This window comes from Microbacterium croceum (assembly GCF_023091245.1).
GTDB classification, from domain to species: domain Bacteria; phylum Actinomycetota; class Actinomycetes; order Actinomycetales; family Microbacteriaceae; genus Microbacterium; species Microbacterium croceum.
Map to the genome: position 1 here is coordinate 929,563 of NZ_JAHWXN010000001.1, position 19,814 is coordinate 949,376.

A 19,814-nucleotide genomic window follows, 5' to 3' on the forward strand; every position below is an offset into this window, starting at 1 on the left:
ATCGTTCTCGCTCGATGTCCTCAATCTAGAGAACGATCGTTCTCATGTCAAGTACACTTCTGGGTATGACCGAAGAAGACGCTCGCGAACGCATCCTCGCCGCCGCCGAGGAGCTCTACTACCGCAAGGGCTACGCGGCCGTCGGCATGGACGAGCTGCGTCAGAGCGCCGGAGTGTCGCTGCGTCGCCTCTACGGACTGTTCCCCGCCAAGAACGACATCGTCGCCGCGGTGCTCGCCCGCAAGCACGCCGAGTGGGAGGCGGGACTCTCGGCGGCGGTGGCGGACGCCGGGGATGACGCTCGTGCACGGCTGCTCGCGGTGTACGGCTACCTGGAGGACTGGTTCTGCACCGACAGCTTCCGCGGCTGCGCCTTCATCAACGCCTTCGGCGAGCTGGGTGGCACCAACCCCGAGGTCGCCGGGGTCGTGCGCGCGCACAAGGCATCGTTCCAGGCGTACATGGCCGGGCTCGTCGCCGAGATCGGGGCTCCCGCCGCTCTGGCCGCGCAGCTGTCGATCCTCGCCGAGGGGGCGCAGAGCACCGCCGCGATCTCCGCCGACCCGCAGGTCGCGGTGCAGGCGCGCGGTGCCGCCGAGGTGCTGATCGACGCGGCGGTGTCGGCGGACTGACGCGGGCCGATTCTCGGTGCGCAGCGCGGCCGACGCAATTCGCTAGCTAAGCTAGACAATTGCCAGGCGAGAGTCAAGGCCCCTGCGACGGCGACGACCCCTCGGTATCGTCCGGGGTATGGAGTCACAGACCAAGGGCGTCGCCCGACAGAGCCTGATCATCGCCGCGGCATCCTTCATGCTCATCGCGGCCGCCGTCGGCGCCGGAGCATTCGGCGGAGCATCCGTCGACGATCTGCAAGACGGCGCACTCTCGGCACAGGGGTCGTATCTCGCTCCGGCCGGCCCCGCATTCTCGATCTGGTCGCTGATCTACATCGGCCTGCTCGCGTACACGGTGTGGCAGGCGCTGCCGGCGCAACGGGCGGATGCTCGGCAGCAGGCCGTCGGCGGATGGATCGCCGCCTCGATGGTGCTGAACGGTCTGTGGTTGGTGACCGCGCGGTTCCTGACGCTGTGGCTCACCGTGATCGTGATCGCGCTGCTTCTCGCGACCCTCGCCCGCATCATCGTGCTGCTCGGGCGGTTCCCCGCGAAGAACCTCGCCGACCGGATCCTCACCGACGGCGCCAACGGCCTGCACTTCGGCTGGGTGACGATCGCGACCGTGGCGAACACCGCGGCGTGGCTCACTCAGATCGCTCCGGCGGAGTGGGCGGATCAAGCGGATGTCTGGGCCGTCGCCGTGCTCGTGGTCGTGGCGGTCATCGGTGTCGCCGCGGCACTCGTCACCCGCCGCATCGCCCCGGCGCTCGCGACGGCGTGGGGCCTCGTCTGGCTCGCCGTCGGACGCTTCACCGACGCCCCGGAGAGCGTGCCGACCGGCATCGCGGCGCTCGTGGTCGCCGTCGTGCTCGTGCTGGCGGGCGCGATCGGGGTAGCCAGACGGACCTCACGTCGCTGAGGCACCCCTCAGGCCTCGGTATCGTGTGCGCATGGCCACCGAGAAGAAGACATTCACCGCAACGATCGGCGTCGATGTGAAGGGCGAGACGTGGAGCTGCGTCGAGATCCCGGATTCGGCTGAGTTCTTCGGCACGGGGAAGACCGTCAGGGTCGACGCCCAGGTCGACGAGGTCGTGCTGGAGAACGTCGGTGCGATGCCGACGGGAACGGGCGGTCACATGGTGTCGCTGAGCGCGAAGGTGCGTAAGGCCCTCGGCAAGGACGTCGGTGACGAGGTGCGGGTGGCCGTCACCCCGCGATAGCGAGGCTCAGAGCACCAACCGGTAGCCCATCCCCGACTCGGTCAGCAGGTGCACCGGGGCACTGGGCTCCTGCTCGAGCTTCTTGCGCAGCTGTGACATGTACAGCCGCAGGTAGCCGGAGTCGGAGACCTGCTCGCTGCCCCAGATCTCCTTCAGCAGATCCTGCCGGGTCACGAGCGCGCCGGGGTGCCGCGAGAGATGCTCGAGCATGCGCCACTCGGTCGGCGTCAGGTGCACGCGCGAGCCCGCGCGGGTCACGGTCTTGGTGGCGAGGTCGACCAGCACATCGCCGAACGCCACGGCCGACTCGCCACTCGCAGGGAGGGAGCGCCGCGCCAGGGCGCGCAGCCGCGCCAGCAGCTCGTCGACCTGGAACGGCTTGGTGACGAAGTCGTCGGCGCCGGCGTCGAGCGCATCGACCTTGTCGGCCGAACCGGTGCGTCCGGAGACCACGATGATGGGTACGTTCGTCCAGCCGCGCAGTGCCTGGATCACCTCGATGCCGTCAAGTCGTGGCATGCCGAGGTCGAGCATGATGAGGTCGGGGTGGGACTGCGCCGCCGCCGCGATCGCTGCCGCACCGTCGGCCGCGACCACGACCTCGTAGCCGTGGGCGGCGAGCGTGATGCGCAGCGCGCGCACCATCTGCGGGTCGTCGTCGGCGATGAGGAGCTTCACTCCGTGTCCTCCCTGTGCGGATCCGCTGCGGCCAGCGGCAGCGAGATGACCATCGTGAGTCCTCCACCCGGGGTGTCCTCGGGTGTCAGGCTACCGCCCATGCCCTCCGTGAACCCGCGCGACAGGGCGAGTCCGAGCCCCAGGCCGGTCGTGTTGTCGGTGTCGCCGAAGCGCTGGAACGGCTGGAAGATGCTGTCGCGCCGCTCGACAGGCACGCCCTCACCGCGGTCGATGATGCGGATCTCGGCGCGGTCGCCGATCGTGCTCGTCGAGATGATGACGCGTCTGTCCGGCGGCGAATGGCGATGCGCATTGGCCAGCACGTTCACCAGCACCCGCTGCAGCAGCACCGGATCGGCGAACAGCGCGGGCAGGGCGGGGTCGAGCGTCAGGTCGACGTCGCCCGGACCCAGCCCGAGCTCGTCGACGGCGGCGAGGATCGGGGACGTGGCGTCGAGCCGCTGCGCGGACACGGCGAGCACTCCGGCCTGCACGCGGCTCACGTCGAGCAGGTCGGTGACGAGCGTCGACAGTGTCGCGAGGCTCTCGTCGGCGGTGGCGAGCAGCTCGGCGCGATCATCGGCCGAGAGCTCGTGCGCGCCGCGCAGCCCGCCGATCGCGGCGACCGCTGAGGCCAGCGGGCGGCGCAGGTCGTGGCTGAGGGCCGAAAGCAGGGCGCTGCGCACCTGGTCGGTCTCGGCGAGCGCGACCGCCTCCTTCGCGGTGGCGCGCAGGTCGGTGTGCTCGATCGCGGCCGACAGTTGGGCCACGATCGCATCGAGCAGGCGGCGTGCCGGGCCGTCGAGCGGGCCTCCGTGCAGTTCCAGCAGCGCGCGCGGTGTCGTGTCGGATGCCGAGAGCACCGGGATCGTGGTGGCTCGCCCGTCGGGCAGCGGCTCGCCGTCGCTGGCCAGCACCTCGCCGTCGGGGGAGAGCAGCCGCACCCCGCTCAGGCCGAACGCCTCGCGGGTGCGGCTGACGAGGGCGAGCACGGCGCTGTCGCCGCGCAGCACGTTGCCGGCGACCGCGGCGAGCAGTTCGGCCTCTGCCGTCGCGCGCTTGGCTGTGCGCGCCCGTCGGGCGGCCTGGTCGACGATCAGGCTCACCAGGATCGCGATGATGACGTAGAGGGTGAGCGCCAGCGCGTGCAGCGGATGTGCGATCGTGATCGTGAACAGCGGGGCGACGAAGAGGAAGTCGAGGGTGATCCCCGAGAGCACGGCGGCGAACACCGCGGGGCGCAGGCCGCCGATCAGCGCGACGACGACCACGAGCAGCTGGTAGGCGAGGACCTCGGCCGTGATCGACTCGGGGCTGCGGAACGTGAACATCAGCCACGACAGCAGGGGGCCGAACACGAGTGCGACCGTGAAGCCGAGCACCTGGCGCCGCCAGCCCAGTGCGCCGCCGGTGATGCGAGGGAGCGCCGCGCGACCGCCGGCCGCGGCGTGCGTCACGATGTGCACGTCGATGTCGCCGGAGCCGCGGATGATCTCGGAGCCGATGCCCGGTCCGGTGAGCGCCGCCATCATCCGGCTGCGCCTGCTCACGCCGATCACCAGCTGCGTGGCATCCGCACCCTGGGCGAACTCGACGAGGGTGCCGGGGATGTCGTCGCCGATGATCTGGTGGAAGCTGCCGCCCAGCGACTCGACGAGCGCGCGCTGGGAGGCCAGGGCGCCGGGGGTCTCTCCGCGCAGCCCGTCCTGCGTGGAGACGTGCACCGCCAGCAGCTCGCCGCCGGCCGAACGCGCGGCGATGCGGGCGCCGCGGCGCAGCAGGGTCTCGCCCTCCGGGCCCCCGGTCAGCGCCACGACCACGCGCTCGCGCGCCTGCCAGCTGCCCTCGATACCGTGGTCGGCGCGGTAGCTGCGCAGGGCGCTGTCGACCTCATCGGCGAGCCAGAGCAGCGCGAGCTCGCGCAGCGCGGTGAGGTTGCCCAGCCGGAAGTAGTTCGACAGCGCGGCGTCGATGCGCTCCGCGGGGTACACGAGTCCGGCGGAGAGCCGGTCGCGCAGCGACTGCGGGGCCAGATCGACGACCTCGATCTCATCGGCCGCACGCACGACGGCATCCGGGATCGTCTCCTGCTGGGCGATCCCGGTGATCTTCTCGACCACGGCGTTCAGCGACTCGATGTGCTGCACGTTGACGGTGGTGATGACGTCGATGCCGGCGTCGCGCAGCAGCTCGACGTCCTGCCAGCGCTTGGGATGCGCAGAGCCGGGGATGTTCGTGTGTGCGAGCTCGTCGACCAGGGCGATCTCGGGATGACGGGCGATCACCGCATCGACGTCGAGCTCGGTCAGGGTGATGCCGCGGTGGCTGTCGGAGCGACGGGGGACCTCGGGGAGTCCGATGGTCTGCGCCTGCGTCGCGGCTCTGTCGTGCGTCTCGACGATCGCGATCACGACATCGCGGCCCTCGTCGAGCAGCCGTCGGCCCTCGGCCAGCATCTCGAAGGTCTTGCCGACGCCGGGTGCGGCTCCGAGCAGCACGCGCAGACGGCCACGGCGTGCGGGCCCGTGGCTACGCGTCCGCTCTGCGCTCATGCACCCTCCCGCTCATCGAGCGCGAGATTGAGCTCGGCGACGTTGATGCGCTCCTCGCCGAGGAATCCCAGATCCCGCCCTTGAATCCTAGACTCCACGAGCGCCCGCACCTCGGCCTCCGGCAGGTCGCGCGCCTCCGCCACCCTGGGCACCTGCAGCAGCGCGTAGGCCACGCTGATGTGCGGGTCGAGTCCCGAGCCGGATGCCGTGACGGCGTCGGCGGGAACCTCGGACGGGTCGACCCCCTCGCGCGCGGCGATGGCCTTCTTGCGCTCCTGGATCGCGGTGACGAGGTCGGGGTTCTCCGGGCCGAGGTTGCTGCCGCCGGAGGACGTGCCGTCGTAGCCGTCGCCGGCGGCGGAGGGACGCGACTGGAAGTACTCGGGGAGTGCTTCGCCGTCGGCATCCGTGAAGGGCTGCCCGATCAGCGAGCTGCCCTTGCCGTCGGGGAGCGGCGAGCCGTTCGCCTGCCAGGGGAGCAGCAGCTGTCCGATGCCGGTGACGACCAGCGTGTAGCCGATGCCGAGCACCAGGGTGAGGATGAGCATCGCGCGCACGGCGACCCCGGTGGTGCGCAGAGCGGTACGGGTGGAGGACATGTCTGTATCTCTTTCGGATGCGGGTCAGAAGCCCGGGATGAGGCTGACGACGAGGTCGATGAGCTTGATGCCGATGAACGGGGCGATCACTCCGCCGAGCCCGTAGATCAGCAGATTGCGCTGCAGGATCTGCGAGGCGCTCGCCGGGCGGTACTTCACTCCGCGCAGCGCGAGCGGGATCAGGAAGACGATGACGATCGCGTTGAAGATGATCGCGCTCGTCACCGCGGATGCCGGCGAGTGCAGCTGCATCACGTTGAGCACGGCGAGTCCGGGGAAGACGCCCATGAACATCGCGGGGATGATCGCGAAGTACTTCGCGATGTCGTTCGCGAGCGAGAAGGTCGTGAGCGCCCCGCGCGTGATCAGCAGCTGCTTGCCGATGCGCACGATGTCGATGAGCTTGGTCGGGTCGGAGTCGAGGTCGACCATGTTGCCGGCCTCCTTTGCGGCCGAGGTGCCGGTGTTCATCGCGACGCCGACGTCGGCCTGGGCGAGGGCGGGGGCGTCGTTGGTGCCGTCGCCGGTCATCGCGACCAGGCGACCGCCCTCCTGCTCGCGGCGGATCAGCTCGAGCTTCTGCTCGGGCGTGGCCTCGGCGAGGAAGTCGTCCACTCCGGCCTCCGCGGCGATGGCCTGGGCGGTGAGCGGGTTGTCGCCCGTGATCATCACGGTGCGGATGCCCATGCTGCGCAGCTCGTCGAACCGCTCGCGCAGCCCCTCCTTGACGATGTCCTTCAGATGCACGACGCCGAGGATGCGGCCCTCCGTGGGGGTCTTCACCGCGACGACCAGCGGGGTGCCGCCGCTCTGCGCGATGACATCCGTCCGGCTCGCGAGCTCCTCGACCACCTGGGTCCCTGAGCCTGATGAAGGGTCCAGCCACGCTTGCACGGCGGAGCCTGCGCCCTTGCGGATCTGCGTGCCGTCGGCGAGGTCGAGTCCCGACATGCGTGTCTGCGCCGTGAACGGCACGACCACGGCGTCCGACGGCTCGGCGACGCGGACGCCTCGCGCCGTCGCCAGCTCGACGATCGACGCGCCCTCGGGGGTGGGGTCGGCGAGCGACGACAGAGCGGCGACCCGCAGCAGCTCGTCGGGGTCGACGCCGGGCATCTGCACCACCTCGTGGGCGCGGCGGTTGCCGTACGTGATGGTGCCGGTCTTGTCGAGCAGCAGAGTCGTCACGTCTCCGGCGGCCTCGACCGCGCGGCCCGACATCGCCAGCACATTCCGCTGCACGAGGCGGTCCATGCCGGCGATGCCGATGGCCGACAGCAGGGCGCCGATCGTGGTCGGGATGAGGCACACGAGCAGAGCGATCAGCACCGGGATGCTGACGGGCGATGCCGCGTACGAGGCGATCGGGTTGAGGGCGAGCACGACGATCACGAACACGATCGACAGGCTCGCGAGCAGGATGTTGAGGGCGATCTCGTTGGGCGTGCGCTGGCGGCTGGCGCCCTCCACGAGGGCGATCATGCGGTCCACGAACGTCTCGCCGGGCTTCGAGGTGATGCGCACCACGATGCGGTCGGAGAGCACACGGGTGCCGCCGGTGACGGCGCTGCGGTCGCCACCGGACTCGCGGATCACGGGGGCGCTCTCGCCGGTGATCGCGGATTCGTCGACGGTCGCGATGCCGGCGAGGATGTCCCCGTCGCCGGGGATCAGCTCCCCCGCCTCGACGATCACGATGTCGTCGCGCTGCAGCTCGGCCGATGACACCTCGGTCGTCGCGGCGTGTTCGGCCGGGGCATCCGCCGCACCGTCGTAGGCGGTGACGCGCCGCGCCATGGTGCTGGTACGCGTCTTGCGCAGGCTCGCCGCCTGCGCTTTGCCGCGCCCCTCGGCGACTGACTCGGCGACGTTCGCGAACAGCACGGTCAGCCAGAGCCACACCGCGATGCCCCAGGTGAACAGCGGCGGCACGGCGGTGCCTCCGGATTCTCCGGCGCCGCCGAGGAACGGCTCCGCGATGGCGAGCACGGTCGTGAACGCCGCGCCGACCCAGACCAGCAGCATCACGGGGTTGCGCACGAGCGATGCCGGGTTGAGCTTGCGGAGTGCGCCCGGCAGCGCCTGCGCGAGCTGGGCGAGCCCGAAGGCGCGCGCGGCCACGGCGGGCGTCGAGTCGTCCTCGGGCTCAGGGGCCGACGGGGAGTCGGTGGCGGAGGTGATGAGCGTCATGGTCAGACCAGTCCTTCAGCGAGCGGGCCCAGGGTGAGCACCGGGAAGTAGGTGAGCGCGGTGACGATGACCGTCACGGCGAGGAGGAGGCCGACGAACTGCGGCCGATGGGTGGGCAGGGTTCCGACCGTGGCCGGCACGCGTTCCTGTGCGGCGAAGGAGCCGGCCAGCGCGAGCACCAGCACGATCGGGATGAACCGGCCGAGCAGCATCGCCACCCCGAGTGCGGTGTTGAACCAGGGTGTGTTCGCGGTGAGCCCGGCGAAGGCGGAGCCGTTGTTGTTCGCTGCCGAGGTGAAGGCGTAGAGCACCTCGCTCATGCCGTGCACGCCGGGGTTGAGGATGCTGGTCGCCTCGACGTCGGCGCGGATGCCGGGGATCGCGAAGCTCAACGCGGTGCCGCCCAGGACGAGCGCGGGCACCACCAGGATGTAGAGGCTCGCGAGCGTGATCTCCTTCGGGCCGATCCTCTTGCCGAGGTACTCGGGGGTGCGCCCGACGAGCAGTCCGCCCACGAACACCGCGACGATCGCGAGCACCAGCATCCCGTACAGGCCGGAGCCGACGCCGCCGGGGGCGACCTCGCCGAGCATCATGTTGAGCATCGGCATCATGCCCCCGAGCGCGGTGTACGAGTCGTGCATCGAGTTGACAGCGCCGGTGGAGGTGAGAGTGCTCGCGCTGCCGAAGAGTGTGGAGCCCAGGATGCCGAAGCGCTGCTCCTTGCCCTCCATCGCGGCGCCGGCGAGTTCCGGTGCGGTGCCGCGTCCGGCCAGCTCGAGGGCCGAGAGGGCGACTGTCGAGACCAGGAAGATCGTCGCCATGACCGCGGCGATCGCGTAGCCCTGGCGGTGGTCGCCGATCATGCGGCCGAAGGTGCGGGGCAGCGCGAACGGGATCACGAGGATCAGCAGCACCTGCAGCAGGTTGGTGAATCCGCTCGGGTTCTCGAACGGGTGTGCCGAGTTGGCGTTGAAGAATCCGCCGCCGTTCGTACCGAGGAGCTTGATGGCCTCCTGCGAGGCGACCGGTCCGCCGGGGATCGTCTGGGTGCCGCCCGAGACCGTGGTCACATCGGTGAAGCCCGCGAAGTTCTGGATGACGCCGCCGGCGAGCAGTGCGATCGCGCCGATCACCGCAAGCGGCAGCAGGATGCGCCCGAGCCCGCGGATCAGGTCGACCCAGAAGTTGCCGATGGTCGTGGAGCCGCGGCGGGCGAAGCCGCGCACGAGGGCGATCGCGATGGAGAGGCCGACTGCGGCGGAGACGAAGTTCTGCACCGTGAGGCCCGCGAGCTGCACCGTGTAGCCCATGGTCTGCTCGGGGGAGTAGGACTGCCAGTTCGTGTTCGCGACGAACGATGCTGCGGTGTTGAACGCCAGCCCCTCGGGCACGGCGGGGAGCCCGAGCGACTGCGGCAGGAACGCCTGCAGTCGCTGCAGCGCGTAGACGAGCACGACGCCGGTCACCGAGAACGCCAGCACGCTGCGGGCATACGCGCGCCAGGTCTGCTCTGAGGCCGAGTCGACGCCGATGAGCCGGTAGATGCCGCGTTCGACGCGCAGGTCGCGGGCCGAGCTGAACACCCGGGCCATGTAGTCGCCGAGGGGGCGGTAGAGCAGCACGAGCACGACGACGACCGCCGTGAGCTGCAGGATTCCGAACCAGATCGTGGCGTCCATCAGAACCTCTCCGGCGCGACGAGCGCGACCACGAGGTAGACGATGGCGGCGACGGCGAGCACGACGCCGAGGATCTCGAAGACGATCATCGGCGCTCCACCCCCTTCGCGATCAGCGAGACGAGGGCGAACAGCGCGAAGGTCAGCGCGAGGTAGATGATGTCGAGCACGGATCCGATACAACTCCGCTGCGGCATCCGAGAATGCGATCCTCACGCTTCCCCTACGCCCCCGCGCGCAACGCATGCGGGTTGCTCACGGCGGCGCCTCCCCCTGGGCATCCGCCGGCCGTCGCGGTGAGGTCCGGAGTCCCCTACTTCGGGGGCTGGATGTCCTCGGATGACGACGAATAAACTCCTCGTGAATACTGGGGGTGGCTTTGTGACGGCGGTGGAACTGTTCTACGACGATCTGTACGAATCAGAGACGGACTTCACCGGAGCCGTGTCGACGTTGCAGTTCGACGTGCCCTGCCTGCGCGGAGATGATCCCGGCGTCGAGACCCCGATCGGGCGGTATCCGCTGAAGGTGGAGCTGAACCGCCGCATGGACGAGCTGTACGACGCGTCGTCCGCGTACGAGGACGCGGGGATGGCGCTCGCCGAGGCGCTCTCCACGATCAGGTCGGCGTACTCGGCGCTCGATGAGGAGCTGTCGGGGGAGGATGTCGGGTGACGTTGTTCTCTCCCCGGCGCGGCTATCCGCTGGAGCGGATCACGGGTGACGTCGGCACGATGTCGCGCTGGGTCGATCAGTTCACGATGCTGGCCGAGCACCTCAGGGCGCTCCGCGGTGCATCCGCGCGTGCGACGGGACTGCCGGGTATGGGGCGGGCGGTCACCGCGGTGCGGGCGGATGCGCTAGACATCCTCACGACCATCGGGTCGCACATCGCGCTCGCGCAGACGGTCTCGTCCGTGCTGTCCGCCTACGCGAGGTCGCACGACGAGCATGCCCGCCGGGCGAACGCCCTGATCGAGCAGATCGAGTCCGCGCACGCGGCGTGCGCCCAGCTCGGCGCCGCATCTGATCAGGCGGGGCGTCGTGCGCGCGCCGCGTCGGAGGGTGATGATCCGGTCGCAGCGCAGCTGGCGGAGGATGCGGCCTCCGACATCGTGTCGGAGCATCGACGTGCTGAGGATGATCTCGACGAGCTCTGGACGCGCTACGAGTTCCATTTCCAGGCGTGGGACGAGGCGTACGACGCCGGTGTGCGGGCGCTGGTGGGCGAGACCGGCGCCTTGTCGACGCCCGAGGCGCGGGATCTGCTCGACGAGATGCTCTCCGCCGACAGTCCGGCAGCGGTGCTGGCACTGTGGCTCGCACATCCGGAGCTGCAGGAAGAGCTGATCGCCGCGCACCCGGAGATGCTCGGCGCGATGGACGGGATTCCGGCCGCTGCGCGGGTGCGGGCGAACCAGGCGAATGCCGAGGTATGGATCGAGGCGGCCGAGGCCGAGCGTGCTGCGGAGCCTGAAGGGTCCGAGCGGTCGGCGTTCCTGGCGAAGGAGATCGCGTACCTGCGCCAGGTGCTCGACGGCAGCGTGCAGCTGTATCTGTACGACCGCGTCTTCTCGCGCATCGTCGAGGTGATCGGCGACCTGTCGCAGGTGCCGCAGCGCGTGCTGACCTACGTGCCCGGCACCTTCACGAGCTTTGGCGACTTCTACGCCGGACAGGTACAGCAAGTCGCGGCATCCATGGTCGAGAAGGTTCCGGGCACGTTGGCATTCGTGTACAAGGACGGTCTGTTCCCCGGTGAGAACCCGGAAGTCGGGGGCGTGGATCCGCTGCGGATCGTCGAGGCGAACGATCAACAGCGTGCGGCCGAGGCGGGCCGACAGCTTGCGCGGTTCGAGGCGGGGATGCGGGCGGACCCGCAACTCGCGGTCGCAGAACAGGATGCCTTCGGCCACAGTTGGGGCCTGGCGAACGTGACGAGCGCCGAAGTCGCCGGCGCCGATTTCGACAAGGTCGTCTCCCTGTCGGGTGCCGGGATGCTGCCGGAATGGACGCCCGATCCCGGCACCGTCTACACCGACCTCTCGTATCGGGACATCCTGCAGGCGGGCCAGGACCTCGGTGTCGTCTGGGACGGCAACACTCCGCGGTCGGACCCCGTGTTCGACCACGACGACTACTACGTCGGCCCGAACGACGAGGTTCTCGACAGGGCAGACAACGGCAGCCTCGGCCGGCCGACGATCAACATTCCCAAGGACTATTTCGCAGTGCTGACCGAGAACCACAACCTGATCGCGACCGACGATCCGGCGAATGAGCGCGCGCTGCGTCAGATGCGAAAGCTGGTGAGCGAGTGAAGAAGGCATTGGGAATCGCCATCACGGTCGTGATCCTGCTTGTCACGTCGGGTTGCGTCGGACAGCCGATGGAGAATAGGACGACTGCAGTGGAGTGGCAGGACGCGAAGGCGACCGCGCAGACGGTGGAGTTGGAGATCGCGGGCCTCATACCCGCAGACGAAGTTGTCAGCATCGATCAGCACGAGACCGGCTCGCTGTTCAGTTGCGACGAGAAGCGCCATCGGTGGACGGGAATCACCTATGTGACCCTCGTGCCAGGGGCGAAGATCGAAGCCGTGGTGAAGCAGATGGAGAAAGGTCTCGGCGCTCTCTTCTCCGAGGACGGAGACTTCAAGATCAGCAACTATCGGGACATGTCCGACGAATACACAGTCACGGCAGAGTCCCCGACAACAGGTGAGTCGTACCTCTTTGGACAAGACGATTCCGTAACCATATCCATCGACTCTTGGTCCCAATGTTTCACCCTTCCTGAGGGCACGTATCCGGGTGGCAGCTTCTGACCGGGCAGCTTCTCGCGGCAGTCTCTGGTGTGGTCGCGCTCGTCGTCGTGGTGACCGGGTGCTCCGCGGAGCCGGAGCCGGTCGAGAGCAGCCTGAGCTGGGAACAAGCGAAGGCCATGGCACAGGCGATGGAGTTGAGAATCGCGAGGCTCGTACCAGCCGATGCCGTTCTGAGTATCGACCAGAACGAGAAGGGCGGGTTCTTCAGCTCTGACGAGACTCGTCATCGGTGGAAAGGGATCACCAATGTGGTGTTGGTTCGTGGGACGAATGTCGAGGCAGTGACGAAGCAGCTTGAGAAGCAGTTCCTAGAAGAGGGCGACTTTGATGTCACGAATCATCGTGGAATCACAGACAAGTATGTCGTGACGTTGAAGTCGGAGGGGAAAGGTGAGGACTATCTCTTTGGGGAGGGTGCCCCCGGGACGATCCTCATCGATTCCTGGTCGGAGTGCTTCACGCTTCCGGAGGGCACGTATCCCGGCGGTGACTTCTGAGCGCGCGCCGTATCGTGGTGGCGGCCGTTGTGGCGCTCGCCGTCGCGCTGGTTGGGTGCTCTGCGGAGCCTGAGCTGGTCGAGAGCAGTCTGACGTGGGAAGAAGCGAAAGCCGCGACGAAAGAGATGACGTCCAAGATCGTTGATCTCATCCCCAGCGAGGAGGTTACGGGTGTCGATCAGCATGAGACCGGCACGTTGTTCAGTTGCGATGAGGCTCGCCACCGGTGGCATGGGTACACCTTCGTGGGGCTCATCCCTGGCACGGACATCGAGTCGATCGTCGGACGGCTGGAGGGGGAGATGCCGGCGCTCCTCTCGGGCCGAGGAGACTTCGACGTGACTCACTATCGGGACATCGCCGACAGTTTGGTAGTCATGGTCGAGTCGTCGACTACGAGCGAGGAGTACCTCCTCGGCGAAGGAGATCCTGGGACCATCGTCATCGATTCGTGGTCGGAGTGCTTCACGCTCCCGGAGGGCACGTATCCGGGCGGCGACTTCTGACCGGGTGAGTTCCTGGTGCGCCGGGCTCCCCGGCGGATCTATGCTCACGAGGTGAGTGCGCGGCGGATGAAGCTCGGCGCGGGGACGATCGTGGTCCTCGCGCTGATCGTCGTCGCGGCGGTGTGCGTGTTCACCGGACTGCTCCCCGCATCGGATGCCGGTGCCCTCGGCGCCCGCATCACCCCGGTGCTCGGGTTCGTGGTGGCCATCACGATCGTCGCCGAACTCGCCAGGGATGCGGCGGTGTTCGACGTGCTTGCGCAGCGGCTCGCGCAGTGGGGTCGCGGTCGCGTGATCGCGCTGTGGGCCTCGGTCGTCGCGCTCGCCGTGGTGAGCACGGTGTTCCTCTCGCTCGACACGACCGCCGTGATCGTGACGCCCGTGGTCGTGGTGCTGGCGCAGAGCATCGGGGTCTCGCCGCTGCCGTTCGCTCTCGCCACGGTCTGGCTCGCGAACACGGCATCCCTCGCTCTGCCGGTCTCGAACCTCACCAACCTGCTCGCCGCTCCCGCGATCGGCGACGATCCGGGTGCGTTCCTGGCCTTGAGCTGGGCACCGACCCTGGTGGGTGTGCTGATCCCGGTCGCGATCCTGACCGTCGCCCACCGGCGCACCTTGTTCGGCGCTTACCGCGTGCCCCCGTCTGGAGATCCCTCCGACCGCGTGCTGTTCTGGGGAGCGACCGGGGTGCTGGTCGTGCTGCTCCCTCTGCTCACCCTCACGCACGACGTGTGGATCCCCGCCACAGCCGCCGCTCTGCTGCTGGTCGGACTCTTCGCGGTGCGGCGGAGGCATGTGCTGCGCCTCTCCCTCGTGCCGTGGCAGGCGATCGCGCTCGCCGCAGCGCTGTTCGTGCTGGTCGAGACCGCGCACGCCAACGGCATCCTCGACTTCCTCACGTCGCTGGTGTCGCGCGGTCACGGCATCGGCGAGATCCTGGGGCTCGCCGCCCTCGGAGCCCTCACCGCCAACGGCGTGAACAACCTGCCGGCCTACCTGATCCTGGAGCCGGCGGCGGGTGACCCTGTTGCGTTGATGGCGCTGCTGATCGGCGTCAACCTCGGCCCGCTCATCACGCCCTGGGCATCGCTGGCGACGCTGCTGTGGCACCACCGGATCGTCTCGCTCGGCGTCGAGATCCGCTGGGGCCGCTTCATGCTCTGGGGTCTCGTCGTCGCCGTGCCGACGGTCGTGGTCGCCGCTCTCGCTCTGGCGCTCGTCGCCGGATGATCTCGCGGCCGGCGCCGCAGCGTACGGGGCGAGCCGCCGGAGCCGCCCGAGCGTCAGTCCTGCGGCGGACCGGCGGGGCGATGCGCTCGGCGTCCGCTCACGACCACCGGGCGACCGGCGCGCTCCTGCCCTGGCAGCGGGCGCGAGCGGCGTCCGTAGATCAGCTCCGAGGAGTCCAGCAGCCACGGCACCAGCGTGATCGAGACGCCGTGCACGAGCATGAGCTGGTTCGCGAGGCGCCGGGCGCGACGGTTGTGCAGGAACGACTCCCACCAGTGCCCCACGATGTACTGCGGCAGATACACGGTCACGACCGACGATCCGTGCTTCTCCCGATACTGCTTGATGAACTGCGTCACCGGCTGCGCGAAGGAACGGTACGGCGACTCGACGATCACCAGGGGGATGGGCACCAGGTGGTCGGCCCAGTCCTTCTGCAGCTGGGCAGCGTCGTCGGAGGCGACCGCGACGTGCACGGCCAGCGTCTTGCCGTGCTTGGCGGCGATCGCGTAGTCGATGGCCTTCACGACCGGCTTCTGCAGGCGGTTGACGAGCACGATGGCGAGGTCGCCGGTCGCGCCGAACCTTGTCGTGTCGTCGATTGCGATCTCGTGCTCGACATCGCGGTAGTACCGCTTCACCCCGAGCATCAGGAAGGCCAGGATCGGGATCGCGAAGAACACCAGGTAGGCGCCGTGCGTGAACTTCGTGATGGTCACGATCAGCAGCACGAGCACCGTCATGACGGCCCCGGTGGAGTTGATGATGAGCCCCACCTTCGCCGAACGGCGATCGGATGCCGAGGCGCCGTCGATCCCGGAACCCGCCGAATCCTCGGACGGCCCGCGGAGGACCCTGCGCCAGTGCCGCACCATGCCGATCTGCCCGAGCGAGAACGACACGAAGACGCCGATGATGTACAGCTGGATCAGGGTCGTCAGTCGCGCCTGGAACACCACGAGCACGATGATCGCGCCGATGCCGAGCAGGATCATGCCGTTCGAGAACACGAGCCGGTCGCCGCGGGTGTTCAGCGACTTCGGCGCATAGCCGTCGCGGGCGAGCACCGCGCCCAGCAGGGGGAAGCCGTTGAACGCCGTGTTCGCCGCGAGCAGCAGCACGCACGCCGTGGCCGCCTGCACGATGAAGAACAGGATGCTGCCGCCGCCGAACGTCGCGCTCGCGATCTGGGCCATGAGGCTGGGTTGCGGCGTCGTGCAGTCGAAGCCGACGAGGTCGCACGGGTTCTCGGCGTAGTGCACGCCGGTGATCAGCGCGAGGGCCGTGAGGCCGGCGAACAGACAGGCCGCGATCGACCCCATCAACACCAGGGTCGACTGCGCGTTGCGCACCTTCGGAGCACGGAACGCCGGCACGCCGTTCGACACCGCTTCCACTCCGGTGAGCGCCGAGCATCCACTCGAGAAGGCGCGCAGGATGAGCAGGATGACGGCCGCCTGGCTGAGGCTCTCGGCGTGCACCGTGAAGTCGTGGCTGGAGGCGACCGGGGCGTCGCCGAGGAACGTGCGGATGAGGCCGGTGACGATCATGAACCCGACGGAGGCGATGAACACGTATGTGGGTATCGCGAACACCAGCGATGCTTCGCGCACCCCGCGGAGGTTCACGATGATGATCAGGATCACGAAGCCGACCGCGAGCTCCACCCGGAACGGATCGAGACCGGGCACCGCGGAGATGATGTTGTCGACGCCGGAAGCGACCGACACGGCGACCGTGAGCACGTAGTCGACGAGCAGAGCGGCGGCCACGACAACGCCGGGGATCTCGCCCAGGTTCTTCGACGCGACCTCGTAGTCGCCACCGCCGGAGGGATACGCCTTGATGAGCTGCCGGTAGCTGAGCACCACCACGATCAGCAGCACCACGACGGCCGCGGCGACCAACGGGGTGAACGACAGGAACGTCAGTCCGCCGATCAGCAGGATCATCACGAGCTCCTGCGGCGCGTAGGCCACCGAGCTCAACGCGTCCGACGCGAAGATCGGCAGCGCCATGCGCTTGGGAAGGAGTTGCTCGTCGACTTGCTCGCTCGTCAGCGGATCGCCGATGAGGATGCGCTTGGCGAGAGGAGGCGCATCTGCGCTGTCGCGGTTTTCGTCTGACACGTCCCGCGACACTACGCCCGCAGATGGCATCCTCACAAGATCCTCACGGAATCCCTACGGGCCGCCGGGTGTCCCTGACGGAATCCTTACGGGTGCTCACGGCATCATCGACCCCTCGGGAATCCACAGGGATTTCCGATCACGAACGCGTAACGTCGGACGTATGACGACCCTTCAGGTCACCGAAGACTCCATCCGCAAGACGCGCGAACTGCGTGACGAGTTCCAGCGCTTCCTGCGTGAGTACGAGTTCGGGATGCGGGAGGTCGAGACGAAGATCTCGATCCTGCGCGACGAGTTCACGCACCATCACGCGTACAACCCGATCGAGCACGTGAAGAGTCGGCTCAAGACTCCCGACAGCATCGTCGAGAAGATCGCCCGCAAGGGGATCGAGGAACCGGACTTCGAACGCATCCGTGCCGAGATCACCGACATCGCCGGTGTGCGGGTGACCTGCAGCTTCGTGGCCGATGTCTATCGGCTGTTCGATCTGCTCACGGCGCAGGATGACATCACGGTGCGCACCGTCAAGGACTACATCGCGACGCCGAAGGACAACGGCTACAAGAGCCTGCACGCGATCATCGAGGTGCCGGTGTTCCTGTCGACGGGCGCGCTGTCGGTGCCGGTCGAGGTGCAGTTCCGCACGATCGCCATGGATTTCTGGGCCAGCCTCGAGCACAAGATCTACTACAAGTTCTCGAACCAGGTGCCGTCGCACCTCGTCGAGAGCCTGACGGATGCCGCGGAGGCGGCCGCCGAGCTCGACAGCCGTATGGAGCGCCTGCACCGCGAGGCGCACGGGGTGCCGCAGCGTCAGCTCGCGCCTCCGCCCCCTCCGCGGATCGTCCCGGTCTGATCGTCGCGCGGCGTTTCCGCGTTCCACGTCGGCGTTCACAACTGTTTCCGCGTTCCGCGTCGGCGTTCGCAACTCAGGAAGAACGGCGGGCGAAGCAGACGGGTCGCCTGTGGGGGCGTCGCGTGACAGGTGACCCCACGGCGTCGCGTCCTGAGTTACGGACGGCGTTGCGCGGAGACGCCGATGTTGCGATGCCTCCCGGGCCCTGGGAACATCGGCAGGTGGTGAGAATGCAGGATGCCGTGTCCGTGGACTCCGACCGCGAGGTCGATGAGTTCGCGCGCACCGATGACCTGGCGGGCGTCGACCGCGGACGCCAGCGTTGCGAGTGCGACCACGGCGACGATGAGGGCTACCAGCCGTGCGGACGCAAGGCGAAGTGGCGCGTGACGGTCGACTGCGTCTGCGGCGAGGGACACCCTCGGCGGGTCGAGATCCTCTGCTCGCGCTGCATGCGCACACTGCGACAGATCCAGGGTCGCGAGGCCATCACCGTGCGCCGTCTCTGACCACGGCGCGGAGACGTTCGCGGGTCACTACATCCGATCCCCCGTCGGCTCCGAACAAGCCTGGACCACACCGGCGACGGTGGAACAGGAGACGATCATGGCGCAGCGCAGCAGTGGCAAGAGGTTCTTCGTGTGGGCTGCTCTCGCGGGTGTGATCGGCGGCGGGGTGTTCCTCGCGACGGCTGAGCTGTTCGCGTTGCTGTTCGCGCGCGCGGCCAGCCCGATCCTCGCGGTGGGCGGTTTCGTGATCGACATCGTGCCGCAGCCGTTCAAGGAGTTCGCGATCGCCACCTTCGGCGAGTACGACAAGATCGCGCTGCTGGCGGGCCTCGGTCTCGCCGTGGTCATCGCCTCGGCGATCGCCGGCATCCTGCAGCTGGTGCGTCCGCCGCTCGGGGTGGTCGCCCTGGTGATCGCGGGGGTGCTGTCCACCGCGGCGATCGTGACCCGTGCTGCCGTGTCGCCGCTGGCGTTCCTGCCCCCGGTGCTCGGCACCGTCGCGGGGTCGTTCATCCTCGTGCTCCTGATCCGCCGTCTGCGCGCGTGGCGGGCCTCGGTCGTCGGCGTGCGGACGGATGACGCGGCCGAGACCGTTCCGGCCGATGTCGAACCCGTCGACGGCGCGCCCGTCCGGCCCGGCTTCGATCGTCGCCGCTTCTTCATGCTCACCGCGGTCGCCGGAGCATCCGCCCTGATCGTCGGCATCACGGCCCGCACCGTGAGCATGGCGGTGTCGTCGGTCGAGGCCATCCGCGGCGCGCTCAAGCTGCCTGCCCCGAAGTCGAAGGTCATGGTCCCGGATGGCGCCGAGCTCGACATCCCCGGGCTCAGCAAGCTGTTCACTCCGAACAAGGACTTCTACCGCGTCGACACCGCGCTCACGGTTCCCACGATCGACCCGGAGACCTGGCGACTCGTGATCGACGGCATGGTCGACCAGCGGGTCGAGATGAGCTTCCAGGACCTCCTCGACATGGGCTTGGACGAGTACGCCATCACGCTCACGTGCGTGTCGAACGAGGTCGGCGGCGAGCTGGTCGGCAACGCGAAGTGGCTCGGGGTGCCGCTGCGTGACGTGCTGAAGAAGGCGGGCGTGAAGTCCGGAGCCGACATGGTGCTCTCCCGCAGCGTCGACGGCTACACCGCGAGCACCCCGCTCTCGGCGCTGACCGACGACAACCTCGATGCGATCCTCGCGGTGGCGATGAACGGAGAGCCGCTGCCGCTCGAGCACGGCTTCCCCGTGCGCATGGTCGTGCCGGGGCTCTACGGCTACGTGTCGGCGACCAAATGGCTCACCGAGCTCAAGGTCACGACCTTCGCCGACGACGAGGCCTACTGGACGCCCCGCGGCTACAGCGCGGAGGCGCCGATCAAGTTCTCTTCGCGTGTCGACACCCCCAAGCTCGGCGAGGCCGTCGACGCGGGGAGGATCCCGATCGCGGGAGTGGCCTGGGCGCAGTCGGTCGGCATCGACCGGGTCGAGGTGCGCATCGACGACGGGGACTGGGTTCCTGCCACGCTGTCGACGCCCGTCAACGACGACACCTGGGTGCAGTGGTTCATGGAGTGGGATGCCACTTCGGGCACCCACTACGTCGCCGTGCGGGCCGTGAACAAGAACGGCGACCTGCAGATCGAGGAGCGCGCCCCGATCGCCCCCAACGGCTCGTCCGGCTGGCAGCGCTCACTCATCCGGGTCACCTGAGACCGG

19 protein-coding genes are annotated in these 19,814 nt (G+C 68.5%); 12 read left to right on the forward strand and 7 right to left on the reverse strand.

The window, feature by feature from the left end; all coding sequences use genetic code 11:
- Nucleotides 1-65 precede the first annotated feature (65 nt).
- From KZC51_RS04415 to KZC51_RS04425, 3 genes are all read left to right on the forward strand, one after another.
- Nucleotides 66-632, forward strand: coding sequence for a TetR/AcrR family transcriptional regulator (locus KZC51_RS04415; protein ID WP_247628801.1), 567 nt, complete (start codon nucleotides 66-68; stop codon nucleotides 630-632).
- 118 nt (nucleotides 633-750) lie between these two features.
- Nucleotides 751-1,536, forward strand: a complete 786-nt coding sequence (locus KZC51_RS04420; protein ID WP_247628802.1) for a TspO/MBR family protein — start codon at nucleotides 751-753, stop codon at nucleotides 1,534-1,536.
- A gap of 31 nt (nucleotides 1,537-1,567) precedes the next feature.
- Complete coding sequence (locus KZC51_RS04425; protein WP_247628803.1) at nucleotides 1,568-1,840, forward strand: DUF1905 domain-containing protein; 273 nt, start codon at nucleotides 1,568-1,570, stop codon at nucleotides 1,838-1,840.
- Between the two features lie 6 nt (nucleotides 1,841-1,846).
- On the opposite strand, the gene KZC51_RS04430 is transcribed toward KZC51_RS04425, so the two are convergent.
- Genes KZC51_RS04430 through KZC51_RS04455 form a run of 6 tightly spaced genes read right to left on the reverse strand, consistent with a single transcriptional unit; the run spans nucleotide 1,847 to nucleotide 9,630 of the window.
- Nucleotides 1,847-2,518 carry a response regulator gene (locus tag KZC51_RS04430; protein ID WP_308194287.1) on the reverse strand — a complete coding sequence of 224 codons (672 nt, stop codon included), beginning with the start codon at nucleotides 2,516-2,518 and terminating at the stop codon, nucleotides 1,847-1,849.
- Nucleotides 2,515-5,070, reverse strand: coding sequence for an ATP-binding protein (locus KZC51_RS04435; protein ID WP_247628804.1), 2,556 nt, complete (start codon nucleotides 5,068-5,070; stop codon nucleotides 2,515-2,517). Before KZC51_RS04435 ends, KZC51_RS04430 begins: the two co-directional genes overlap by 4 nt.
- Nucleotides 5,067-5,669, reverse strand: a complete 603-nt coding sequence (gene kdpC, locus KZC51_RS04440; RefSeq protein WP_247628805.1) for a potassium-transporting ATPase subunit KdpC — start codon at nucleotides 5,667-5,669, stop codon at nucleotides 5,067-5,069. The genes KZC51_RS04435 and kdpC overlap by 4 nt, the downstream gene beginning before the upstream one ends.
- Nucleotides 5,670-5,693: 24 nt before the next feature.
- Nucleotides 5,694-7,859, reverse strand: coding sequence for a potassium-transporting ATPase subunit KdpB (gene kdpB / locus KZC51_RS04445; protein ID WP_247628806.1), 2,166 nt, complete (start codon nucleotides 7,857-7,859; stop codon nucleotides 5,694-5,696).
- A gap of 2 nt (nucleotides 7,860-7,861) precedes the next feature.
- Nucleotides 7,862-9,541 carry a potassium-transporting ATPase subunit KdpA gene (gene kdpA, locus KZC51_RS04450; RefSeq protein WP_247628807.1) on the reverse strand — a complete coding sequence of 560 codons (1,680 nt, stop codon included), beginning with the start codon at nucleotides 9,539-9,541 and terminating at the stop codon, nucleotides 7,862-7,864.
- Entirely contained in the window at nucleotides 9,541-9,630 is a 90-nt protein-coding gene (locus KZC51_RS04455) for a potassium-transporting ATPase subunit F (protein ID WP_141874126.1), read from the reverse strand. Before KZC51_RS04455 ends, kdpA begins: the two co-directional genes overlap by 1 nt.
- Before the next feature lie 291 nt (nucleotides 9,631-9,921).
- Between KZC51_RS04455 and KZC51_RS04460 the strand changes: the two genes are divergently transcribed.
- The 6 genes from KZC51_RS04460 (at nucleotide 9,922) to KZC51_RS04485 (ending at nucleotide 14,600) form a co-directional block, all read left to right on the forward strand.
- A complete protein-coding gene (locus tag KZC51_RS04460) occupies nucleotides 9,922-10,215 on the forward strand; it encodes a hypothetical protein (protein WP_247628808.1) in 294 nt (97 codons plus the stop codon).
- Nucleotides 10,212-11,861 (forward strand): hypothetical protein, encoded by a 1,650-nt coding sequence (locus KZC51_RS04465; protein WP_247628809.1) that lies wholly within the window; start codon nucleotides 10,212-10,214, stop codon nucleotides 11,859-11,861. Before KZC51_RS04460 ends, KZC51_RS04465 begins: the two co-directional genes overlap by 4 nt.
- Nucleotides 11,858-12,367 carry a hypothetical protein gene (locus tag KZC51_RS04470; protein WP_247628810.1) on the forward strand — a complete coding sequence of 170 codons (510 nt, stop codon included), beginning with the start codon at nucleotides 11,858-11,860 and terminating at the stop codon, nucleotides 12,365-12,367. The genes KZC51_RS04465 and KZC51_RS04470 overlap by 4 nt, the downstream gene beginning before the upstream one ends.
- Before the next feature lie 29 nt (nucleotides 12,368-12,396).
- On the forward strand, nucleotides 12,397-12,864 hold the full coding sequence (locus tag KZC51_RS04475; RefSeq protein WP_247628811.1) for a hypothetical protein: 468 nt from the start codon (nucleotides 12,397-12,399) through the stop codon (nucleotides 12,862-12,864).
- Between the two features lie 29 nt (nucleotides 12,865-12,893).
- Nucleotides 12,894-13,370, forward strand: a complete 477-nt coding sequence (locus KZC51_RS04480; RefSeq protein WP_247628812.1) for a hypothetical protein — start codon at nucleotides 12,894-12,896, stop codon at nucleotides 13,368-13,370.
- A 66-nt stretch (nucleotides 13,371-13,436) separates the two neighbouring features.
- Nucleotides 13,437-14,600: an SLC13 family permease gene (locus KZC51_RS04485; RefSeq protein ID WP_247630587.1), complete on the forward strand. Its 1,164-nt coding sequence runs from the start codon at nucleotides 13,437-13,439 to the stop codon at nucleotides 14,598-14,600.
- A 53-nt stretch (nucleotides 14,601-14,653) separates the two neighbouring features.
- Here the strand turns inward: KZC51_RS04485 and KZC51_RS04490 are convergent, their stop codons facing one another.
- Nucleotides 14,654-16,759: an APC family permease gene (locus KZC51_RS04490; RefSeq protein WP_247628813.1), complete on the reverse strand. Its 2,106-nt coding sequence runs from the start codon at nucleotides 16,757-16,759 to the stop codon at nucleotides 14,654-14,656.
- A gap of 133 nt (nucleotides 16,760-16,892) precedes the next feature.
- On the opposite strand from KZC51_RS04490, the gene KZC51_RS04495 reads away from it, so the two are divergent.
- The 3 genes from KZC51_RS04495 (at nucleotide 16,893) to KZC51_RS04505 (ending at nucleotide 19,808) form a co-directional block, all read left to right on the forward strand.
- The gene (locus KZC51_RS04495; RefSeq protein WP_247628814.1) at nucleotides 16,893-17,591 is read left to right on the forward strand and encodes a GTP pyrophosphokinase; all 699 of its coding nucleotides are present in this window, start codon (nucleotides 16,893-16,895) and stop codon (nucleotides 17,589-17,591) included.
- Nucleotides 17,592-17,821: 230 nt separating this feature from the next.
- On the forward strand, nucleotides 17,822-18,100 hold the full coding sequence (locus tag KZC51_RS04500; RefSeq protein WP_247628815.1) for a hypothetical protein: 279 nt from the start codon (nucleotides 17,822-17,824) through the stop codon (nucleotides 18,098-18,100).
- A 97-nt stretch (nucleotides 18,101-18,197) separates the two neighbouring features.
- The gene (locus tag KZC51_RS04505) at nucleotides 18,198-19,808 is read left to right on the forward strand and encodes a molybdopterin-dependent oxidoreductase (RefSeq protein WP_247628816.1); all 1,611 of its coding nucleotides are present in this window, start codon (nucleotides 18,198-18,200) and stop codon (nucleotides 19,806-19,808) included.
- The last annotated feature ends 6 nt before the right edge of the window (nucleotides 19,809-19,814 follow it).